The 20,623-nt window shown below is 67.5% G+C and carries 15 protein-coding genes; 10 read left to right on the top strand and 5 right to left on the bottom strand.

From position 1 onward, the window contains the following. The first annotated feature begins 90 nt into the window (after positions 1 to 90). Both P4826_RS04310 and P4826_RS04305 read left to right on the top strand, forming a co-directional pair. Entirely contained in the window at positions 91 to 1,038 is a 948-nt protein-coding gene (locus P4826_RS04310; protein WP_317702684.1) for a class I SAM-dependent methyltransferase, read from the top strand. A 38-nt stretch (positions 1,039 to 1,076) separates the two neighbouring features. Further along, complete coding sequence (locus tag P4826_RS04305; RefSeq protein WP_317702683.1) at positions 1,077 to 1,961, top strand: NAD(P)-dependent oxidoreductase; 885 nt, start codon at positions 1,077 to 1,079, stop codon at positions 1,959 to 1,961. Positions 1,962 to 1,985: 24 nt separating this feature from the next. On the opposite strand, the gene P4826_RS04300 is transcribed toward P4826_RS04305, so the two are convergent. The 3 genes from P4826_RS04300 to P4826_RS04290 form a co-directional block, all read right to left on the bottom strand. Then, positions 1,986 to 2,489 (bottom strand): EVE domain-containing protein, encoded by a 504-nt coding sequence (locus P4826_RS04300; RefSeq protein WP_317702682.1) that lies wholly within the window; start codon positions 2,487 to 2,489, stop codon positions 1,986 to 1,988. A 61-nt stretch (positions 2,490 to 2,550) separates the two neighbouring features. Next, positions 2,551 to 3,099: a C40 family peptidase gene (locus tag P4826_RS04295; RefSeq protein ID WP_317702681.1), complete on the bottom strand. Its 549-nt coding sequence runs from the start codon at positions 3,097 to 3,099 to the stop codon at positions 2,551 to 2,553. Then, on the bottom strand, positions 3,066 to 3,416 hold the full coding sequence (locus P4826_RS04290; RefSeq protein WP_317702680.1) for a hypothetical protein: 351 nt from the start codon (positions 3,414 to 3,416) through the stop codon (positions 3,066 to 3,068). Before P4826_RS04290 ends, P4826_RS04295 begins: the two co-directional genes overlap by 34 nt. Between P4826_RS04290 and cycA the strand changes: the two genes are divergently transcribed. From cycA to P4826_RS04275, 3 genes are all read left to right on the top strand, one after another. Continuing rightward, positions 3,415 to 4,839, top strand: a complete 1,425-nt coding sequence (gene cycA, locus P4826_RS04285; protein WP_317702679.1) for a D-serine/D-alanine/glycine transporter — start codon at positions 3,415 to 3,417, stop codon at positions 4,837 to 4,839. The genes P4826_RS04290 and cycA overlap by 2 nt on opposite strands. A gap of 146 nt (positions 4,840 to 4,985) precedes the next feature. Then, a complete protein-coding gene (locus P4826_RS04280; RefSeq protein ID WP_317702678.1) occupies positions 4,986 to 8,165 on the top strand; it encodes a bifunctional diguanylate cyclase/phosphodiesterase in 3,180 nt (1,059 codons plus the stop codon). Between the two features lie 33 nt (positions 8,166 to 8,198). After that, positions 8,199 to 8,528 (top strand): YnfA family protein, encoded by a 330-nt coding sequence (locus P4826_RS04275; RefSeq protein ID WP_317702677.1) that lies wholly within the window; start codon positions 8,199 to 8,201, stop codon positions 8,526 to 8,528. A 134-nt stretch (positions 8,529 to 8,662) separates the two neighbouring features. Here the strand turns inward: P4826_RS04275 and P4826_RS04270 are convergent, their stop codons facing one another. Beyond that, positions 8,663 to 9,337: a cistern family PEP-CTERM protein gene (locus P4826_RS04270; protein ID WP_317702676.1), complete on the bottom strand. Its 675-nt coding sequence runs from the start codon at positions 9,335 to 9,337 to the stop codon at positions 8,663 to 8,665. A gap of 282 nt (positions 9,338 to 9,619) precedes the next feature. On the opposite strand from P4826_RS04270, the gene smc reads away from it, so the two are divergent. The 5 genes from smc (at position 9,620) to P4826_RS04245 (ending at position 20,051) form a co-directional block, all read left to right on the top strand. Beyond that, entirely contained in the window at positions 9,620 to 13,144 is a 3,525-nt protein-coding gene (smc, locus tag P4826_RS04265; RefSeq protein ID WP_317702675.1) for a chromosome segregation protein SMC, read from the top strand. Positions 13,145 to 13,155: 11 nt separating this feature from the next. Beyond that, positions 13,156 to 14,259 (top strand): cell division protein ZipA C-terminal FtsZ-binding domain-containing protein, encoded by a 1,104-nt coding sequence (locus P4826_RS04260; protein WP_317702674.1) that lies wholly within the window; start codon positions 13,156 to 13,158, stop codon positions 14,257 to 14,259. Positions 14,260 to 14,406: 147 nt separating this feature from the next. Continuing rightward, positions 14,407 to 16,491 (top strand): NAD-dependent DNA ligase LigA, encoded by a 2,085-nt coding sequence (ligA, locus tag P4826_RS04255; RefSeq protein ID WP_317702673.1) that lies wholly within the window; start codon positions 14,407 to 14,409, stop codon positions 16,489 to 16,491. A 2-nt stretch (positions 16,492 to 16,493) separates the two neighbouring features. Beyond that, positions 16,494 to 17,429, top strand: coding sequence for a patatin-like phospholipase RssA (gene rssA / locus P4826_RS04250; protein ID WP_317702672.1), 936 nt, complete (start codon positions 16,494 to 16,496; stop codon positions 17,427 to 17,429). Between the two features lie 183 nt (positions 17,430 to 17,612). Beyond that, entirely contained in the window at positions 17,613 to 20,051 is a 2,439-nt protein-coding gene (locus P4826_RS04245; protein ID WP_317702671.1) for a penicillin-binding protein 1A, read from the top strand. Here P4826_RS04245 and P4826_RS04240 read toward each other — a convergent pair. Continuing rightward, positions 20,048 to 20,596, bottom strand: coding sequence for an NUDIX hydrolase (locus P4826_RS04240; protein ID WP_317702670.1), 549 nt, complete (start codon positions 20,594 to 20,596; stop codon positions 20,048 to 20,050). The genes P4826_RS04245 and P4826_RS04240 overlap by 4 nt on opposite strands. Positions 20,597 to 20,623: the final 27 nt, after the last annotated feature.

Below are 20,623 nucleotides of genomic sequence, written 5' to 3'. Positions count from 1 at the left end.
GGCAGCTTTGGCTGCCTTTTTCTATGGTTTTTATAGCTTTTGGCGCTTGCTGTATAAGCTCTGGGCCTTCTTTTTATCTCAAATCACGCCATGCAAGCCCTGCTAGCCGCCATTGCCGCTATGCCTGTTGCCACGGATGCCTGCCGCCTCTTCCACGGCCGGGGCGGGCGCTTTGCCGGGTGCGAGCAGTGGGCGCTGGACGCCTATCCGCCGGTCTTGGTGCTGACCAGCTTTGCGCCGGCCACGGAGGAGCAACTGGCCATCATCGGCAGCGCGCTGCAGGCCCGTTGGCAGCAGATCGCGCCGGGTCAGGGCTTGAACTGGGTGTTCCAGCACCGTGGCGAGGCGCTGCGCATGGCGGGTCGCAGCGAAACGCGGCTGATGGCCGGCGCCGTACCTGATCCGCATGTGGTCACCGAGGACGGCGCGCGCTATCGCGTGCATGTGCTGCGCGGGCAGAACCACGGCCTGTTCCTGGACATGGCGGCGGGCCGGCGCTGGGTGCGCGCGCATGCCGCCGCGCATCGGGCGCGCACAGGGCAGGGCGCCAGGGTGCTGAACCTTTTCGCCTACACCTGCGCCTTCTCGGTCGCGGCGCTGCAGGCCGGCGCGGCCCAGGTGGTCAACGTGGACATGGGCCGGGGTTCGATAGCCACCGGGCAGCACAACCACCAGCTCAATGGCCTGGCCGGCGGCGCCAGCTTTCTGGCGCATGACATCTTCAGCTCCTGGGGCAAGATCGCGCGCGGCGGGCCGTACGACCTGGTGATCGCCGACCCGCCCAGCTATCAGAAGGGCAGCTTTGTCGCCACCAAAGACTACGCGCGCATCATGCGCCGCCTGCCCGATCTGCTGGCGCCCGGCGGCCATGCGCTGCTGTGCCTGAATGCGCCGGAGCTGGGCCTGGCCTTTCTGCGCGAGCAGATGCAGGCATGCGCGCCTGCGCTGGATTTTGTCGCGCGCGTGGACAATCCGCCGGTGTTTGCCGACGTCGATGAGCAGAGATCCTTGAAGGTGCTGGTTTTCAAGCGCGACTGAAGCCGCTGGCTACAACCCATTACGCATAAGGGCCATCCATGAACACCTTACCTGTCGGCCTGGTCGGCGTCGGCCTGATGGGCCATGGCATTGCGCTGAACATCGCGCGCAGGGGCTACGCCCTGACGGTGCTGGAGCACCCCGGCAACCAGCCGCTGGATGAGCTGCGTGCCCTGGGTGTGGACACGGCAGAGTCGGTGCAGGCGCTGGTGCGGCGGGTCAAGGTGCTGATCCTGTGCGTGACCGGCTCGCCCGAGGTCGAGGCCGTGCTGCTGGGCGAGCAGGGCGCGCTGGCCGCGTTGCGGCCCGGCACGGTGGTGATCGACTGCTCGACGGCCATTCCCGTGTCTACCGAAGCGGTAGCGCGCGCCGTGGCCCAGGCGGGCGGGCGCTTTCTGGATGCGCCCATGACGCGCACGCCACGCGAGGCCGCCGAGGGGCGCCTGAACCTGCTGGTCGGCGGCGATGCCGATCTGCTGCAGGAATGCCTGCCGCTGCTGCAATGCTTTGCCGAGCACATCACCCACACCGGCGCCGCGGGCAGCGGCCACCGCATGAAGCTGCTGCACAACTATGTGTCGCTGGGTAGCGTGGCCCTGATCGCCGAGGCCGCCGCCTGCGCGCTGGCGGCCGGCGTGGCGCCAGAGGTGTTCGTCGACGTGCTGGCCAAGGGCGGCGGTGGCGGCGTGGCGCTGGAGCGGCTGCGGCCCTATCTGTTGGCGCAGGATCCGGGTGGCCTGCGTTTTTCCATGTCCAACGCGCTCAAGGACATGGGCTACTACAGCGCCATGGCACGGGACGGTGAGGCGGCACACGGCATAGCCCAGGCCGTGCATGACAGCTTTGCCCTGGCCGTGGCCGATGGCGGGCCGCAAAGACTGGTGTCAGAGCTGGTTGAAATTTTTAAGAAAAAAAGCCGCTAACGCCCGTACATAAAGCGCGGACAGCTATCCTTTTGTTGTGCTGATACCCAGGCAGTCGGTCAGGATGGCGGTCCATTCCCGTGCCGCTACCGGCGTGATCGACAGCCGGTTGCCGCGCTGCAGCACGCGCATGTCGGCCAGCGCCGGGTGCGCGCGCAGTTCGGCCAGGCCGACGAGGCGCGTCTTGCGCAGGGCCTGCACGTCCAGCAGCAGCCAGCGCGGCTTGCCTGGGGCGGCCTTGGGGTCGTAATAGGGCGATTGCGGGTCGAACTGCGTGGGGTCGGCGCGCACGCCCGAGGCCACGCGCGCAATGCCGACAATGCCGGGCTTGGGGCAGCTGGAGTGGTAGAACAGTACGCCGTCGCCCACTTGCATCGCGTCGCGCATGAAGTTGCGCGCCTGGTAGTTGCGCACGCCAGTCCAGGGGACGGTGGCGCCGGCAGCCGCCAGGGCGTCGTCGATGGAGCATTCGTCAGGCTCCGACTTCATCAACCAGTAGCGGGGGGGCTTGGTGGTTTCGGTAGTCATTCAGGCAGGCCGCAATGCAAACCGGCCGCGCTGGGGCGGCCGGTGGTAGGGCAGGGTGTGTTCAACGGGCCGAGGCAGCGAGGTTCGCCGTCTCCCGGTCGTTTGCCGCAACGCGACGCGCACCGTTGAAGCGGCGCGCCCAGTAGGCCACTCCCATGTCTTCGACGCGCACCTGCGCGCCCGAGCGCGGGGCATGGATGAATTTGCCATCGCCCACGTAGATGCCGACATGGCTGAAGGCCCGGCGCATGGTGTTGAAGAACACCAAGTCGCCCGGTTGCAGGTCTTTCTTGTCGATGACTTCGGTGGCTGCGGCCTGCTCGCTGGCCTTGCGTGGCAGCACCATGCCCTTGGCCTGGTCAAAGATGACACGCACGAAGCCGCTGCAGTCAAAACCGGTTTCGGCGCTGTTGCCGCCGCGGCGGTAGGGCACGCCTATGAAGCCCATGGCGGTGGAGATCAGATCGGAGGTGCGATCGGCGACATCGTGGCGCAACTCCTGCAGCTGCCCGATCAGGCCACGCTCCGCCAGCATGCGCTCCACCTCGTCGGGAGGAGACGCGTAAGCATTCGCGCTCACAAGTAACAAAACGATAAGCCAACGAGACATGGAGGGGGAGGGTAACACGGCAGTGGGCAAATTCCGCCACAAAAATGTTGGAATTTGTTGATCCTGCTGAAATTCCATGCATCGAGGTCAAGGCCGATGCTGGCCTGTCGCTGCCTGCCTACCCAGATTTTCTGTTTTCGTCTGGGCTGTTGAAGTTTTGATTTATTCTTGCGTGCTTTTTCTTTTTTTCTTCCAGTTCCGGTGTTTGCTTGCTGCTTTGGCGTGAATGCCGCAAGAAAAGCCATCGCTTGCCTGCCGAACTCTGCGATGGATTTTGTTTGACTTTTGCGCCCGCTGCGACCGGGCTTGATTCCCATGACTTTCAAGGACGCCGCCTCGGGGCAGGGGGAGCAGGGTCAGCATGACCTGCAGCGCCATCTCACCAACCGCCACATCCAGCTCATCGCCATTGGCGGCGCCATAGGCACGGGCCTGTTCATGGGCTCGGGCAAGACCATCAGCCTGGCCGGGCCCTCCATCGTGCTGGTCTACGCCATCATCGGCGCGATGGTGTTCTTTGTGATGCGCGCCATGGGCGAGCTGCTCCTGTCCAACCTGCGCTACAAGTCGTTCATAGACTTTGCCTCCGACCTGCTCGGCCCCTGGGCGGGGTTCTTCACCGGCTGGACCTATTGGTTCTGCTGGATCGTGACCGGCATTGCCGATGTGATCGCGATATCGGCCTATGCGCAGTTCTGGTTTCCTGACCTGCCGCAATGGGCGCCGGCGCTGGCCTGCGTGGGCCTGCTGCTGGGCCTGAACCTGCTCACGGTGCGGCTCTTTGGCGAGATCGAGTTCTGGTTCGCCATGATCAAGATCGTGGCCATTGTCACGCTGGTGGGCACGGGCGTGGCCATGGTCGCCGGCGGCTTCGTCTCACCCGCAGGCCGCGCAGCCAGCCTGTCCAACCTGTGGAATGACGGCGGCTTGTTTCCGCATGGGGCCATGGGCTTTTTTGCCGGTTTCCAGATCGCGGTGTTCGCCTTCGTGGGCATAGAGCTGGTGGGCACCACGGCGGCCGAGGCGCAGGATCCCGAGCGCACGCTGCCGCGCGCCATCAACTCGATACCGGTGCGCATCATCATCTTCTACGTCTGCGCGCTGATTGCCATCATGGCCGTGACACCCTGGCGCGACGTGGTGCCGGGCAAGAGCCCGTTTGTCGAGCTGTTCGTGCTGGCCGGCCTGCCGGCCGCCGCCGGGGTGATCAACTTCGTGGTGCTGACCTCGGCCGCTTCGTCGGCCAACGGCGGGGTGTTTTCCACCAGCCGCATGCTGTACGGGCTGGCGCTCAAGGGCGATGCGCCGCGCGCGTTCTACCAGCTCTCGCGCGCCAGCGTGCCCTCGCGCGGCCTGCTGTTTTCCTGCGGCTGCCTGCTGTTGGGGGCGTTCTTGATGTGGGTCGTTCCCGATCTGGTCCAGGCCTTCACGCTGGTCACCACGGTGTCGGCCATTTTGTTCATGTTCGTGTGGTCGCTGATCCTGCTGTCCTATATCGCCTACCGGCGCCAGCGCCCCGCGCTGCATGCCGCGTCCAAATACAAGATGCCCGGCGGTGTGGCCATGTGCTGGGCCTGCCTGGCGTTCTTTGCCGGCATCCTGGTGCTGCTGTCCCTGGAGACGGATACGCGCCAGGCGCTGGTGGTCACGCCGCTGTGGTTTGTGCTGCTGGGCGTCGCCTACCGGTTCATGCTGCGGCGCCAGCCAGAGGGTGCGACCGTGGTGTCGGTGCCGTCCTGAGGGCAAGACCTGTCTGCACGGGAGTGGTGACACCGATGGTCTGATCGGCCAGTTGGCTTGCTACGGTTTGTAAGGCGACGCTGCAATTGCCGCTATTCTGTGCGGCACAGGTGCAACCCTGTACCGCCATTGTTGTCCCACCCACCATGTTCATACTCGCCGCGCGACGCCGACTGCTCGGGCACTGGCTGCCAGGCCTGGCGCTGGCGCTGGCAGGCTGCGCGGCCAGCTATGCGTTGTGGTTGCAGCAGACCGCGTCCATGCAGTCCATCGCGCAGGCGCGCTTTGCCCAGGAGACACGGTTGTTTGCCGATGCGCTGCAGCGGCGCATGGAATCGCATGCCGAATTGCTGCAGGGCATGCGCGGCCTGCTGACCGTCAACCCGGAGCTGCGGCGCAGCGAGTTCGAGCGCGTGGCCAGTGACCTTGCGTTGGCCAGCAGCCACCCTGGGGTGAAGAACATCAACTTCACCCGCCATGTTGCCGGGGATGAGCGCCGCGCCTTCGAGACGCGGGCCCGAGGCGACGCCCATCTGGACGGCAGCCTGCCGACGGACTTTGCGATTCGGCCGGCGCAGGAGCGTCCGGAGTATTACGTGGTGGAGTTTCTCTGGCCACGGGCTGGCAACGCAGGCATTCTGGGGCTGGAAATCCATTCCGTGCCGGAGGCACTGGAGGCCTTGCTGCGCGCCCGCGACAGCGCTGGATTGACCGCGTCGGCGCCATTTCAATTGGCAGGTTCCGACGGAGACCGAACCGGCATCATGCTCCGCCTGCCGGTGTTTGCCGGTCCAGCGCCGGGTGATGGCCAGGCTCGGCGTATTCTGGGGGCCGTCGGTGTCAGCGTGCATATCGAGACTGCCATCCACGCAATGCGCAATCAGGGGCAGATGCACAACCTGTCGGTGACCCTGTCCGACATCGGCCTGGCCGGTGGCGTGTCGCCGGCGGCCGCCGAGCGGCTGTACCAATCCCCATCCATGGACGCGTCCGCTGTTGACGGCATGCAGCGCACCGAGGAGGTGCTGGTGGGCGGGCGGCGCTGGTTGCTGCAGCTACAGCCGACGGCGAGCTTTCTGTCGAGCCAGGAGCAGCGGCTGCCGGGCCTGCTGGCCCTGGGGGGGCTGCTGGTCACGGCGTTGCTCACAGTCTCCGTCAGCATGCTGGTGCTGCGCCGCGCGCGCGCGCTCAGCGATGTGCGGCAGGCCGGCACCGCTTTAAGCGAGAGCGAGGCACGCTTCAGCGCCGTGTTCCATCAGGCCGCCGTGGGCTTTGTGCAGGTGGATCTGGACAGCGACAGGCTGGTGCGCATGAACCAGAAGTTTTGCGACCTGCTGGGCTATACCGAGCAGGAGCTGCAGCAGCTGCGCTTCCAGGACATCACCGTGGCCGAGGATCTGCAGGACGATCTGGCGCAAATGGCGCGCCTGCGCGCCGGCGAGCTGCGCGACTTCCGGATGGAGAAGCGCTACCGGCGCAAGGATGGTGGCGTCGTATGGGCCGAGCTGTCGGTGTCACGCCTGCGCCTGGCCGATGGCACTGGCTACCACCTGGCCGTGGTGCAGGACATCAGCGAGCGCAAGCGCATGGAGCAGGCCCTGCGCGGCAGCGAGCAGCGCTTGCTCGGCATCCTGAACCACATGCCCGTGGGCGTGAACCTGGTGCAGGACGAGCGCATCGTGTTCCGCAATGCCAGCCATGTGCAGATCTGCGGCTATGGCGCCGACGAAGCGCCCGATGTGGACAGTCTGTGGAGCCTGACCATCCCCGACGCCGCGCAGCGCGAGCAGGTGCGGCGCTCCTGGCAGGCCGCCTGCGCAGCGGCGCGCCGGGCCGCAGTGGATGGCGGCGCCGCCATCGCGCCGCTGGAATGCGTGATCACCGCCAAGTCCGGCGTGCAGCACATCGTCGAGCTGTCCGGCATGATGCTGGAGGACAGCCACATCGTCACCATGGTGGATTTGAGCCAGCGCCGCCGGGCCGAGCAGGAGGTGCGCTATCTGGCCTACAACGACCCGCTGACCGGCCTGCCCAACCGGCGCCTGCTGCTTGACCGCCTGCAGCAGGCGCTGGCCATCAGCGCGCGGCACCAATGGTGCGGCGCGCTGTTGATGCTGGACCTGGACAACTTCAAGCAGATCAACGAGACCCTGGGCCACGACATGGGCGACCGACTGCTGCAGGCCGTGGCCGAGCGCCTGCGCGCCTGTGTGCCGGACGACGACACGCTGGCGCGCCATGGCGGCGACGAGTTCGTGGTGGTGCTCAAGGATCTGGGCGCCACGCCGGCGGAGGCCGCAGCCAGGGCCGAGGAGGCCGCGCAGAAGATGCTGCAGGCCATGCGCGCGCCTTTCGTGATCGATGGCGGCGAGCCGCGCCACTCCACGCTGAGCGTGGGCATCGCCGTCTTCCAGGGCCAGCGCGAGTCGGCCGATGAACTGCTCAAGCGCAGCGACATGGCCATGTACGAGGCCAAGGCGGCCGGGCGCGACGCACTGCGCTTCTTCGACCCGCAGATGCAGGCCCAGATGGCCGAGCGCGTGGCGCTGGAGGCCGACATGCGCGCCGGGCTGGACAGTGGCCAGTTCGAACTGTTCTACCAGCCGAAGATGGTGCGCGGCCAGATCACGGGCGCCGAGGCGCTGCTGCGCTGGCGCCACCCTGTCAAGGGCTACGTGTCCCCGGCCGAATTCATTCCGCTGGCCGAGCAATGCGGCCTGATCCTGCGCCTGGGCCAATGGGTGTTGCGCACGGCCTGCGAGCGGCTGGCGCACTGGCAGGAGCACCCAGTGCTGGGCCAGCTGACGGTGGCGGTGAACGTCAGCCCGCGCCAGTTCTACGAGGCCGGCTTCGTACCCCAGGTGCTGGAGGCATTGGCCGGCGCCGGCGCCGATGCGCGGCGCCTGCGCCTGGAGCTCACCGAGGGCCTGCTGCTGCAGGACGTGGAGGACACCATTGCCAAGATGGTGCAGCTGCGCGGCTATGGCGTGGGCTTTTCGCTGGACGACTTTGGCACCGGCTATTCATCGCTGGCCTACCTGAAGCGCCTGCCGCTGCACGAGCTGAAGATCGACCAGAGCTTTGTGCGCGACGTGCTCACCGACCCCAACGACGCAGCCATCGCCCGCACCATCGTCGCCCTGGGCACCAGCCTGGGCCTGCAGGTGACGGCCGAAGGGGTGGAGACCGAGGCGCAGCGCCTGTTCCTGGAGCGCGCAGGCTGTCATGCCTGGCAGGGTTACTTGCTCAGCCGCCCGGTGCCGGGTCTGGCATTCGAGGACCTGGTGCTGGCACATGCAGCCGCCGTCGGCCCCCATGTCCCATAGTGCCGCCAGCGCAGAAGCCTGCGCAGTCCCGTCATGCAGGTAGTCACCACCCTGGCCCTGTTCCTGGCCACGGCGCTGGCCGAGATCCTCGGCTGCTATCTGCCCTGGCTGTGGCTGCGCCAGGGGCGCAGCGCCTGGCTGCTGCTGCCGGCCGCCGCCAGCCTGGCCCTGTTTGCCTGGCTGCTGACGTTGCACCCGGCCGCCGCCGGGCGTGTGTATGCGGCCTACGGCGGCGTCTATGTGGCCGTGGCATTGGCCTGGCTGTGGGCGGTGGATGGCATACGCCCCGGCCCCTGGGACTGGCTGGGCGTGGCCGTCACGCTGTGCGGCATGGCCATCATTGCCTTTGCGCCGCGCGGCTGACGGCAGTCACGGATGCATAATTGATAGCTGCATGCCATTGTTGTACAGGCGTTTCAGGACATTTTTGCTAAAAAAACAAAAGCGCTCGATGAGCGCTTTTTGAGGACGACAGAACTGCTTAGAGTTCTGGGTGCTCAAACCGGCTTGCGACGGCGGGCCAGCGCGGCGCCGAGCAGGCCCAGGCCCACCAGGGTGATCGAGGCAGGTTCTGGCACCTGCTTCGTCGTGCCTCCGCAGTTGAGTGTGCCCGAAATGCAGCCCGCGAATTCATGCGAGCCGCCGCCGTTGCCAACGCTTTGAAACTTCGCGTCAAAAGGGTTTTCGAATGTGATGCCATTTGTCAGAAAGTTGCCGGCGGTCGTCAGGGTCAGGACAAAGTCGGCGGCTTTCAATTGACCGAGACCCGCGTTGCCGCCGCCGGAACAGTTGTTGCCGGCATAAAGGCACAGATCCACGTTCTGGAAACCGGGGAGCGTCGTGTTGAGCTTGGTGCCCTTCCAATCACCGGTGGCCGTAGCCTTCGTGATTGAGGGGCTGACTATGTCGATGCCGATCGAAGTAAGCGTGTTTTTGCCCGGACCAGACGAGTCGTTCGCGACATGCACAGCAAAGGTGGCGCTGGTAGCCGTCCACGCAGTGAGGGTGAAGTCCACCGTGACAGACAACGTGGCGCCATCTTGGGTCGTGGAAAACAGGATCGAATTCTTTTCGTTCACATGATCGAACAACATTGCCGCGGCATGGCTGCTGGCCATGCCCGCCAAGCCACAGCACAAGACCAAGGCGCGCAGGACTGTCTTGAGTTTCATGGGGAATTCCTCCGAAGGGGGATGTTTAGTGATATGCGCAGAAAAAGCACGCATTTTTTATGCCAAGTAGGGATGTCGCTGCAATTGGAATTAGTGGGTATTAACTCGGCACAAAAACGTCGGTGATATGTAAAAAAAATCGACAGTCATGGAGAGTGAGCGCCGCAGCGGATAGACGATGCCCACCCGCGCCTGCACTGGACAGGGCCTGCCAGCTGCCTCAGGTAACATTCATGCTTTAAACCGCCGGGCCCGCCAGCGGCGCGGTGTTACAGGTAATTCGTGCGTCTCAATTCCATCAAACTCGCTGGCTTCAAGTCGTTTGCCGAGCCCACCCACTTCCAGTTGCCGGGCCAGCTCGTGGGCGTGGTGGGCCCCAACGGCTGCGGCAAGTCCAACATCATGGACGCGGTGCGCTGGGTACTGGGCGAGTCCAAGGCCAGCGAGCTGCGCGGCGAGTCCATGCAGGACGTGATCTTCAACGGCACCACGAGCCGCAAGCCCGCCAGCCGCTCCAGCGTGGAGCTGGTCTTCGACAACCACGACCACCGCGCCGGCGGGCAGTGGAACCAGTTCACCGAGATCGCCGTCAAGCGCGTGCTCACGCGCGACGGCACCAGCAGCTACTACATCAACAACCAGCCGGTGCGCCGGCGCGACGTGCAGGACGTGTTCCTGGGCACGGGCCTGGGGCCGCGCGCCTACGCCATCATCGGCCAGGGCACGATCAGCCGCATCATCGAAAGCCGGCCCGAGGAGCTGCGCCTGTTCCTCGAAGAGGCCGCGGGCGTGTCCAAGTACAAGGAACGCCGGCGCGAGACCGAGAACCGCCTGGCCGACACGCGCGAGAACCTGACACGCGTCGAAGACATCCTGCGCGAGCTGAACGCCAACCTCGAAAAGCTGGAGAAGCAGGCCGAGGTGGCGGCGCGCTACAACGCGCTGCAGGCCGACGTGACGCTCAAACAGCACCAGCTGTGGTTCCTGAAGCGCGCCGACGCTGAAGCCGAGATGGCGCGCGTGCGCACCGAGGGTCTGCAGGCCGTGAACGACCTCGAATCGCGCATGGCCGACCTGCGCCATGTGGAGGCCGACCTCGAATCCATACGCCAGGCGCATTACGAGGCCGGCGACCAGGTCAACCAGGCCCAGGGCCGGCTGTACGAGGCCACGGCCGAGGTCGGCAAGCTGGAGGCCGAGATCCGCTACGTGGTCGAGGGCCGCCAGCGCGTGGAGCAGCGCCTGCTGCAGTTGGCCGAGCAGATCCAGCAATGGTCGGCGCGCAAGGAAGAGGCCGAGGCCGAGGCCGAGCACCTGGCCGGCGCGGGCGAGAACGCCGAGGAACAGGCCGAGCTGCTGGCAGCCCAGGTCGAAGAACAGGCCATGCAGCTGCCGGATCTGGAAGACGCCCTGCGCCAGGCCCAGCAGCGCAGCGAACAGCAGCGCAGCGCCGTGGTGCAGATACAGCAGCAAATCCAGGTGCTGGCCGCCGAGCAGCGCAGCCTGGGCGAGCAAAGCCGCCAGTTGGACGTGCGCCATGAACGCCTGCGCAGCGACAGGAACGCCCTGGCCGCGCCCGACGAGGCGCGCCTGGCGAACCTGCGCCAGCAACTACAAGAGGCCGAGGAGGGCGCCGAACTGACCGCCGCGCGCCAGGAGGAGCTGCAGGACAGCGTGCCCCAGCTTGACGAAGAGCGGCGCCAGCGCCAGCAGACCGTGAACCACGAGGCCGCGCGCCAGGCCGACCTGTCGGCACGCCTGGAGGCTCTCAAGGCGCTGCAGGAAAAGCTGAAGGTCGATGGCAAGCTGCAGCCCTGGCTGGCCAGGCATGGGCTGGATGGCCTGCAGGGTCTGTGGAGCCGCATCCACATCGAGCCCGGCTGGGAGAACGCCCTGGAAGCCGCGCTGCGCGAGCGCCTGGCGGCCTTGCCCGTGGGGCGGCTGGACATGGTGCGCGGCTTTCTGGGTGCCGGCGGCGCTGATGCCCCGCCCGCGCGCCTGGCCTTCTACAGCGCCCCAGCCACCCCGCAACCCGAGCCCACCGCCACGCAGCCGCGCCTGTCCGACCTGCTGCGCGTGGACAACAGCGGCCTGCGTGCCGTGCTGGTGGACTGGCTGCATGGCTGCTTTACGGCGCAGACCCTGGACGAGGCGCTGGACCGCCGCGCGCAGCTGCAGCCGGGCCAGGCCATCTATGTGGCCGCGGGCCATGCTGTAGCGGCGCACAGCCTGAGCTTCTTTGCCCAGGACTCCGAACAGTCCGGCCTGCTGGCGCGCGCCCAGGAAATCGAGCACCTGGAAAAGGAGCTGCGCGCCCAGCAGCTGATTGCCGAAGAGGCGCGCACCGCCCTGGTGCGGGCCGAGGCCGCCTATGCCGACGCATCCCAGCGCCTGGTGGCCGCGCGCCGCGAGGCCAGCGAGGCCCAGGGCCGCGCGCACGAGCTGCAGGTGCAGACGCTGCAACTGACCCAGCTGGCCGAGCAGGCGCGCGCGCGCGGCGCGCAGATCAGCGCCGACCTGGCAGAGGTCGAGGCGCAGCTGTCCGATCTGCAGGAGCGCCGCGTGCAGTCCGAGGCGCGCTTCGAGGAGCTGGACATGCAGCTGGCCGACAGCCAGGAGCGCCATGCGCAGCTGGGCGACCGCGTGATCGAGGCCGAGCGCCGATTGAACGAATGCCGCGAGCAACAGCGCAGCCTGGAGCGGCGCGTGCAGGAGGCGCAGTTCTCCCACCGCAGCCTGCTGGCGCGGCGTGCCGAGCTGGCCCGCACCATGGACACGGCCGCCACGCAGGCGCGCACGCTGCACGACGAGCGCCAGCGCGCACAGGACGAGCTGGCACGCCTGTCCGACGCGGCGGCCCAGGGCGGGCTGCAGCAGGCGCTGGAGCTGAAGCTGGAGCGCGAGAGGCTGCTCGGTGCCCAGCGCAGCCAGTACGACGAGCTCACGGCCCGGCTGCGTGCCAGCGACGAGCGGCGCATGCAGCACGAGCGCCAGCTCGACCCGCTGCGCGCGCGCATCACCGAATTCCAGCTCAAGGAGCAGGCCGCGCGCCTGGGGCTGGAGCAGTACAGCAGCCTGCTGCAGGATGCCCAGGCCGACCTGCAGGCCGTGGCGCTGTCCATCGAGGAAGGCGGCGTGCGCGCCGCCGGCCTGCAGGGCGAGATCGACCGCCTGCAGCGCGAGATCACGGCCCTGGGCGCGGTCAACCTGGCGGCGCTGGAGGAGCTGACCCTGGCGCGCGAGCGCAAGGGCTTTCTGGACGCGCAGACCGAGGACCTGACGCTGGCCATGACCACGCTGGAGGATGCGATCAAGAAGATCGACGGCGAGACGCGCAGCCTGCTGCAGGGCACCTTCGACGCCGTCAACGGCCACTTTGGCCGCATGTTCCCCGAGCTGTTCGGCGGCGGCCAGGCGCGCCTCATCATGACCGGCGACGAGATCCTCGACTCGGGCGTGCAGGTCATGGCCCAGCCGCCGGGCAAGAAGAACCAGACCATCCACCTGCTGTCGGGCGGCGAGAAGGCGCTCACCGCGATTGCGCTGGTGTTCGCCATCTTCCAGCTCAACCCCGCACCGTTCTGCCTGCTTGACGAGGTGGACGCGCCGCTGGACGACGCCAACACCGAGCGCTATGCCAAGCTGGTCTCCGCCATGTCGCGCGGCACGCAGTTTTTGTTCATCAGCCACAACAAGATCGCCATGGAGATGGCCGAACAGTTGATCGGCGTGACCATGCAGGAGCAGGGCGTCTCGCGCATCGTGGCCGTGGACATGCAGTCCGCGCTGTCCATGGCCGAGGCTTAACTTCATACACCATGAGCAACTTCCAACTCAGCCTCATCATCATCGGCGCCCTGGTGCTGATCGTCGTCATTGCCTACAACGCCTGGACCACCCGGCGCAACACGCCCAAGCGTGCCAGCCCGCGCGAGGGCGACAAGGGGCAGGAGCCGGCCGTGCGCCAGGAGCCGGCGTTCGACGGTGCCGGGCTGGGGCAGGTCGATGCCGCCCAGGCCAGCGCCGCAGAGCCCCATTTCGAAGGCCATGCCGTGGATGCGCGCGACGCGCTGGATCTGCCCGTGCCACAGCCTGAGCGCCGCGGCGGGCTCGATCCGCTCATTGACGTGATCGCCCCCATCGTCGCCGAGCAGCAGGTCTCGGGCGACGCCGCCCTGGCGGCCCTGCCGCCCACGCGCCGCGCGGGCAGCAAGCCCTTTGCCATCGAGGGCCTGAATCTGGCCAGCAACCAGTGGGAGCAGCCCCAGCCCGGCCAGCGCTATGTGCAGTTCCAGGCCGGGGTGCAGCTGGCCAACCGCGTGGGCGCGCTCAACGAGATCGAGTTCTCGGAGTTCGTCATGAAGGCCCAGGCCTTTGCCGACGCCATCAACGCCACGCCCGACTTTCCCGACATGCTGCACGAGGTGGCGCGGGCGCGCGAGCTCGATCAGTTCGCCAGCGACCATGACGCCCAGCTGTCCTTCATGCTGCGCGCGCGCCAGGCCGCCTGGAGCCCCGGCTATGTGCAGCAGAATGCAGCGCGTTGCGGCTTCGTGGCCGGTGCGATTCCGGGGCGTCTGGTGCTGGCGGCCAGCGGCGTCGGCCTTCCACCCATGCTGACCCTGGGTTACGACAGCCAGGCCGCCATGTCCGACGACCCCGAGCAGTCCGCCGTGCGCGACATCATGCTCAGCCTGGACATTGCCCAGGTACACCGCAGCGAACAGCCCTTCGCCCGCCTGCGCGAGGTGGCCGCCCAGCTTGCCGAGGCCATGGACGGCGTGCTCTGCGACCAGAACGGCACACCGCTGCCTGCCATGACCATGGAACCCATCGCGGCCGACCTGGAGCAGCTCTACGACCAGCTGGACAGCCATGAGCTGTCGGCCGGCTCGGTGCTGGCGCGGCGGCTGTTCAGCTAACAACATGGCCGCCCTGAGTCGCCTTCGGCGCCTTCCCCCCAGGGGGACGCCACCAGCGCGGCGGGCCGGCCCTTGCGCGGTGGCCCCGGCCTGGGTTGCGCCAGTTGCATGCGCCGCGGGTGACGCGCAGCGCCGTGGAAAATCAAGATGACCGAGAGTTTGGATCTTTTTTCGGCTCCAGCGCCCGCTGCGTCAGCGTTGGTAGCTACAAAAATTGAGAATCTGCGGGCGCAGCTCAACCGCTGGGCGCACGAGTACTACGTGCAGGACGCACCCAGCGTGCCCGACGCCGAGTACGACCGCGTGTTCCAGCAGCTGCAGGCGCTGGAGGGCGCCTACCCAGGCCTGGTGACGCCCGACTCGCCCACGCAGCGCGTGATAGGCGCGGTGATGGATGGGCTGGCGAGCGTGCGCCACAGCGTGCCCATGCTCAGCATCCAGACCGAGACGGATACCGAGGCCAGCGGCGCCGAGGCCTTCGACGCCCGCGTACGCCGCGAGCTGGGCCTCGATGCATCAGCCCCGCCCGTGGAATACGTGGCCGAGCCCAAGTTCGACGGCCTGGCCATGAGCCTGCGCTACGAGCACGGCCGCCTCACGCAGGCCGCCACGCGCGGCGACGGCGAGGTGGGCGAGGACGTGACGCACAACATCCGCACCATCCGGCAGATCCCGCTGACGCTTCCGGCCGACGTGCCGCCGGTGCTGGAGGTGCGCGGCGAGGTCTATATGCGCCGCGCCGACTTCGGCGCGTTGAACGAACGCCAGCGCGAGCGGGGCGAGAAGACCTTCGTCAACCCGCGCAACGCCGCCGCCGGCGCGGTGCGCCAGCTCGACTCAGGGATAACCGCCAAGCGCCCGCTGTCCTTCTTTGCCTATGGCCTGGGCGAGATCACGCCGGCGGAGCAGGGCGGGCCCGACTTTGGCACGCATTACGCGCTGCTGCAGCAACTCAAAACCTGGGGGTTTCCGGTTGCACCCCAGGTTCAGATTGCGCTAGGCGCTTCTGAACTAATAGCATTCCACCGCCGCCTGGGCGCCGAGCGCGATGCGCTCCCCTACGACATCGACGGCGTGGTCTACAAGGTCAACAGCCTGGCGCTGCAGCGCCAGATGGGCTTCAAGACGCGCGAGCCGCGCTGGGCCGTGGCGCACAAGTACCCGGCGCAGGAGATGCTGACGCGCTGCGAAGGCATAGACGTGCAGGTCGGCCGCACCGGCAAGCTGACACCCGTGGCGCGGCTGGCGCCGGTGTTCGTGGGCGGCGTCACGGTGACGAATGCCACGCTGCACAACCTGTTCGAGATCCGCAAGAAGGGCGTGCGTGTGGGCGACCAGGTCATCGTGCGCCGCGCGGGCGACGTGATTCCAGAGGTGGTGGGCGTGGTCGCCGGCCAGCGCCCGGCCTACGTGCCCAACTTCCGCATGCCGCGCCAATGCCCGGTGTGCGGCAGTGCCGTGGTGCGCGAGGCCGGCGAGATGAACCACCGCTGCTCGGGCGGGCTGTTTTGCCCGGCCCAGCGCAAGCAGGCGCTGCTGCACTACGCGCAGCGCCGCGCCCTGGACATCGAGGGGCTGGGCGAAAAGCTGGTCGATCAGCTGGTCGATGGTGAGCTGGTGCGCAGCCTGGCAGACCTGTACCGCCTGGATCTGCCCACGCTGGCGCCCCTGGAGCGCATGGCCGAGAAGTCGGCGCAGAACCTGCTGGATGCGCTGCAAAAATCAAAGCGCACCACGCTACCGCGGTTTCTGTTCGGCCTGGGGGTGCGCCATGTGGGCGAGGCCACGGCCAAGGATCTGGCACGGCATTTCGGCAGCCTCGACGCCATCATGGACGCGGGAGCGGAGCAGCTCTTGCAGGTGAACGACGTGGGGCCCGTGGTGGCCGATTCCATCCATACCTTCTTCGCCCAGCCGCACAACCGCGAGGTGGTCGCTGCGTTGCGCGCGCATGGCGTGACCTGGGAGGAGGGTGCACCCGCCGAGCACACCGCTTTGCCCCTGGCCGGCAAGACCGTGGTGCTGACCGGCACTCTGCCGACCTTGAGTCGCGACGCGGCCAAGGATTTGCTGGAGGCCGCCGGCGCCAAGGTGGCAGGCTCGGTCAGCAAGAAGACGCACTACGTCGTCGCCGGTGCCGAGGCGGGCAGCAAGCTCGCCAGGGCCGAGGAGTTGGGCATCCCGGTGCTGGACGAGGACGGCCTGCGCGCGCTGCTGCGCGGGGCGCTGTAGCCATGGCCCTGGCACGGCGCGAACCCAAGGTAGGCCTGGCGCTGGGCAGCGGCTCGGCGCGCGGCTGGGCGCATATCGGCGTGCTGCAGGTGTTGCGCGACGAGGGCGTGCACCTTGACATGGTCTGCGGCTCGTCGATCGGCGCCCTGGTGGGCGCGGCCTATGCGGCGGGCGAGCTGGAGCGCTTTGCCGAATGGGTGCAGACCCTGGGGCTGCGCGAGGTGTTCGGCTTCATGGACTTCAATCTGGCGGGCGGCATGCTCAAGGGCGAAAAGCTGATCGCCTTCTGGCGCCGGCATTTTGCCGACTTCGACATCGATGCGTCTCCGCTGCCCTTCGCCTGTGTGGCGACCGATCTGCACTCGGGCGCCGAGGTCTGGCTGCGCGACGGCTCGATCGCCGACGCCGTGCGCGCATCGATTGCACTGCCCGGTCTGTTCACGCCGGTGGTGCATGCCGACGGGCGGCTGCTGGTCGATGGCGGCCTGGTGAATCCCGTGCCCACCTCGCTGGCGCGTGCCATGGGGGCCGACATCGTCATCGGCGTGGACTTGAACGCCGACATCGTGCAGCGCCATATGCACCCCCTGGCCGTGGTGCGCGAGAGCCAGCCGGGCGACGGCCCCGAGGCCCTGCCCGCGCCCGAACCCGCGCACAACGGCGACTGGATGCGGCGCCTGAAGTTCTGGGCCGGCAGCAATGGCAAGGCGCCGGCACCCAAGCAGCCGTCGATGCTGGACGTGATGATGACCAGCGTGAACATCATGCAGATGCGCATCACGCGAAGCCGCATGGCCGGCGACCCGCCCGAGGTGGTGATAGCGCCGCGCCTGTCGCACCTGGGCCAGCTGGACTTTCACCGCGCCCAGGAGGCCATCGACGAAGGCCGCCGCGCTGCCCAGGCCAGCCTGCCGCAGCTGCGTCAGTTCATGGGCTGAACGTTTGGAAAAACCTGTAAACCGTTGATTTCAAAGGATTGGCGGTATAAAGCACGCCTGTCGTCACCGCGGCGCCGGGCGCCGCACCATCGCCGGCCTTTCAGCGGCCCGCGCAGACGCTTTCAAATTTATAGCTGTTAGCGCTTTATCCATAAGCGCTACAGGCACTTTTTATCAACATTTATGGTGTTTTTCGATTCCTTGCGTGCGCGCACGGCCGGGCTGTGCGCGGCGCTGGTGCGCCGGCCCGACTCCTGGCTGTCCGCCCATGGCCTGCTGTGGCTGCTGGCGGTGCTGGCGCTGGCGGTTGTTCTGTACGTGCTGGCGCTGATCCCGTTCACGCCCGCCATCAGCGACATCCGCAAGGCCAAGAGCGATCAGCCGGCGCAGCTGGTCTCCAGCGACGGGCGCCTGCTGGCCGAATACCGCTGGGTGAACCGCGAATGGGTGCCGCTTTCCACCATCGCCAGGCCGGTGGTGGATGCGCTGATCGCCACCGAGGACCACCGCTTTTATGAGCACTTTGGCCTGGACTGGCGGCGCACTGCATCGGCCATGGTGCGCACCTTTGGGGGCGAGCGCCAGGGCGGCTCCACCATCACCCAGCAGCTGGCGCGCAACCTGTACCCTGAGGACATTGGCCGCGCCCCCACGCTCACACGCAAGATCAAGGAGGCCATCACGGCGCTGAAGATCGAGTGGTTGTACTCCAAGGACGAGATCCTGGAGACCTACCTGAACACCGTGCCCTTTCTCTACAACGCCTATGGCATAGAGATGGCTGCGCGTACCTATTTCGACAAATCGGCCGACAGGCTGACGGTGCTGGAGAGTGCCACGCTGGTCGGCATGCTCAAGGGCACGGCCTACTACAACCCGGTGCTCAACCCGGAGCGCGCGCAAGAGCGGCGCAACACCGTGCTGGCGCAGATGAAGAAGCGCGGCAAGCTCGCGAGCGCCGAGTACGACAAGCTCGCCAAGCGCCCGCTGCGCATACGCTTCGAGCGCCAGAGCGAGCTGTCCGGCCTGGCCCCGCACCTGGCGCAGCAGCTGCGCCGCCAGCTCATCGACTGGGCCGATCGCAATGGCTACAGCCTGTACAGCGACGGCCTGGTGATACGCACCACCATCGACGGCCGGCTGCAGGAAATGGCAAACCAGGCCGTGCAGCGCCAGGGCCGGCAGCTGCAGGGCGTGGCCGATGTCGCCTGGGCGCCACGCGCCGCCTGGAGCGCCAGGAGCCCGCTGGTGCAGCAGCTGGTGCGCGAGTCGCCCCAGTACGACAAGGCCGTGGCGGCCGGCGCCACGCCCGAGGAGGCGCTGCAGCAACTGCTGGCCGATGGCGATTTTTTGCGCCGGCTGCGCGCCGCCAAGACGCGCGTGCAGGCCGGCTTCCTGGCGCTCGATCCGAGGAGCGGGGCGGTGCTGGCCTGGGTGGGCAGCCGCGACTTCGAGCAGGACCCGTTCGACCATGTGCAGGCCGCCCGGCGCCAGCCCGGCTCCACCTTCAAGCCCTTCGTCTACGGCGCGGCCTTCGCCAAGGGCATGCTGCCCACCGACCAGCTGATGGATCAGGCCGTGGAGATACCACTGGGCGGCAAGCAGGTCTGGCGCCCCACGGACGGGCGCACGCCGCCCAGCAACGAGCCCATGCAGCTGCGCGACGGCCTGGCGTATTCCAAGAACACCATCACCGCCCAGCTGATGCAGCAGGTGGGGCCGCAGCAGGTGGCGCAGCTGGCACGCGCCATGGGCGTGCGCGAATCCAGGCTGGAGGCCGTGCCCGCGCTGGCTCTGGGCACCAGCGCGGTCACCTTGAAGGAAATGGTGGCCGCCTACGGCACCATCGCCAGCGGCGGGCTCTACCGGGCGCCCACGGTGATCACCCGCATCGAGGACAAGAACGGCAAGCTGCTCGAAGCCTTCCAGAGCGCTGCGCCCGAGCGCGCGCTGGGCCTGGCCGCCGCACAGCAGCTGCGCGACGCGCTGCGCGGCGCCGTGGACAAGGGTACGGGCGTGGCGATACGCGCGCGCTACGGCATCACCGCCGACGTGGCCGGCAAGACCGGCACCACGCAGGACAACACCGACGGCTGGTTCATCCTGATGCACCCGCAGCTGGTGGCCGGCGCCTGGGCCGGCTTCAACGACGGGCGCATCACGCTGCGCAGCGACTACTGGGGCCAGGGCGCGCACAGCGCACTGCCCATGGTGGGCGATGTGTTCCGCCAGGCGCTGCGCGGCAAGATCATCGATGCGCGCGAGCGCTTCATCGACGAGGAGGAAAGCAGCTGGATCGCCACGGCCACGGGCACGCTGCGCAACTGGGTCTATGACCTGTTTGGCCGCCCCACAGGCCAGCAGGCCAGCCCGGCTGCCGTGCCCGCGCCCGAGGCGCCCCGCGCCCCCGTGCCTGCGGCCAGCGCCCCGCCGCAGGACGAGCGTCCCGAGATTACCGAGGCACCGCTGGTGCCGCTGCAGGAAGTGGCACCGCGCGCCCCGGCGGCCGATCCGCCGGTATGGGTGGACCAGCCCGATGCGCAGCCGGTGCAACCGTACGCGCCGCCGCCGGCAATGGATTCGGCCGCCTTGCAGCCGGCGACTTTCAATCTCGATCGCTAAAGAATGTCGTAGGAGTGCACGCCGAACTGCCCACCGCGGCGGTCGGCAAAAAAGCATTCCAGCGTGCGCTTGACGGTCCGAAAGGCGATCTCGTCCCAGGGGATTTCGTCCTCGGCAAAGAGCCGCGCCTCCAGCGTCTCGTGGCCGGGGTCGAAGCGCTCGCTGAGCACCGTCGCCAGGTAGAAGATATGCACCTGCCCCACCTGGGGCACGCTGAGCAGGGAGAACAGCGGCCCCATCGTGATCAGGGCGCCGGCCTCTTCGTCGGTCTCGCGCGCGGCGCCTTGTTCGGCCGTTTCGCCCAGCTCCATGAAGCCGGCCGGCAGCGTCCACTTGCCCCAGCGCGGCTCGATGTTGCGCTTGCACAGCAGCACGCGCTCGCCCAGCACGGGCACCGTGCCCACCACCATCAACGGGTTCTCGTAATGGATGGTGTTGCAGGCCGGGCATATGGCGCGTGCGCGCGTGTCGCCATCGTCGGGCAGGCGGTAGGTCACGGCCGCGCCGCATTCGCGGCAATGCTTGATGGGGCGGCGAAAGATCATGCTATGTTATTAAAAATTGGCTCTAGC

Origin of the sequence: Diaphorobacter limosus (assembly GCF_033100095.1) — a bacterium.
GTDB classification, from domain to species: Bacteria; Pseudomonadota; Gammaproteobacteria; order Burkholderiales; family Burkholderiaceae_C; genus Alicycliphilus; species Alicycliphilus limosus.
The sequence above is the reverse complement of the archived record's forward strand: the minus strand, read 5'-3'. Positions and strand labels throughout refer to the sequence as shown.

What these genes read in the sequence shown, in the direction of transcription:
- P4826_RS04310 (WP_317702684.1), top strand. Translation starts at nt 91, where the DNA reads ATGCAAGCCCTGCTAGCCGCCATTGCCGCTATGCCTGTTGCCACGGAT.
- P4826_RS04305 (WP_317702683.1), top strand. Translation starts at nt 1,077, where the DNA reads ATGAACACCTTACCTGTCGGCCTGGTCGGCGTCGGCCTGATGGGCCAT.
- P4826_RS04300 (WP_317702682.1), bottom strand. Translation starts at nt 2,489, where the DNA reads ATGACTACCGAAACCACCAAGCCCCCCCGCTACTGGTTGATGAAGTCG.
- P4826_RS04295 (WP_317702681.1), bottom strand. Translation starts at nt 3,099, where the DNA reads ATGTCTCGTTGGCTTATCGTTTTGTTACTTGTGAGCGCGAATGCTTAC.
- cycA (WP_317702679.1), top strand. Translation starts at nt 3,415, where the DNA reads ATGACTTTCAAGGACGCCGCCTCGGGGCAGGGGGAGCAGGGTCAGCAT.
- P4826_RS04290 (WP_317702680.1), bottom strand. Translation starts at nt 3,416, where the DNA reads ATGGGAATCAAGCCCGGTCGCAGCGGGCGCAAAAGTCAAACAAAATCC.
- P4826_RS04280 (WP_317702678.1), top strand. Translation starts at nt 4,986, where the DNA reads ATGTTCATACTCGCCGCGCGACGCCGACTGCTCGGGCACTGGCTGCCA.
- P4826_RS04275 (WP_317702677.1), top strand. Translation starts at nt 8,199, where the DNA reads ATGCAGGTAGTCACCACCCTGGCCCTGTTCCTGGCCACGGCGCTGGCC.
- P4826_RS04270 (WP_317702676.1), bottom strand. Translation starts at nt 9,337, where the DNA reads ATGAAACTCAAGACAGTCCTGCGCGCCTTGGTCTTGTGCTGTGGCTTG.
- P4826_RS04260 (WP_317702674.1), top strand. Translation starts at nt 13,156, where the DNA reads ATGAGCAACTTCCAACTCAGCCTCATCATCATCGGCGCCCTGGTGCTG.
- ligA (WP_317702673.1), top strand. Translation starts at nt 14,407, where the DNA reads ATGACCGAGAGTTTGGATCTTTTTTCGGCTCCAGCGCCCGCTGCGTCA.
- rssA (WP_317702672.1), top strand. Translation starts at nt 16,494, where the DNA reads ATGGCCCTGGCACGGCGCGAACCCAAGGTAGGCCTGGCGCTGGGCAGC.
- P4826_RS04245 (WP_317702671.1), top strand. Translation starts at nt 17,613, where the DNA reads ATGGTGTTTTTCGATTCCTTGCGTGCGCGCACGGCCGGGCTGTGCGCG.
- P4826_RS04240 (WP_317702670.1), bottom strand. Translation starts at nt 20,596, where the DNA reads ATGATCTTTCGCCGCCCCATCAAGCATTGCCGCGAATGCGGCGCGGCC.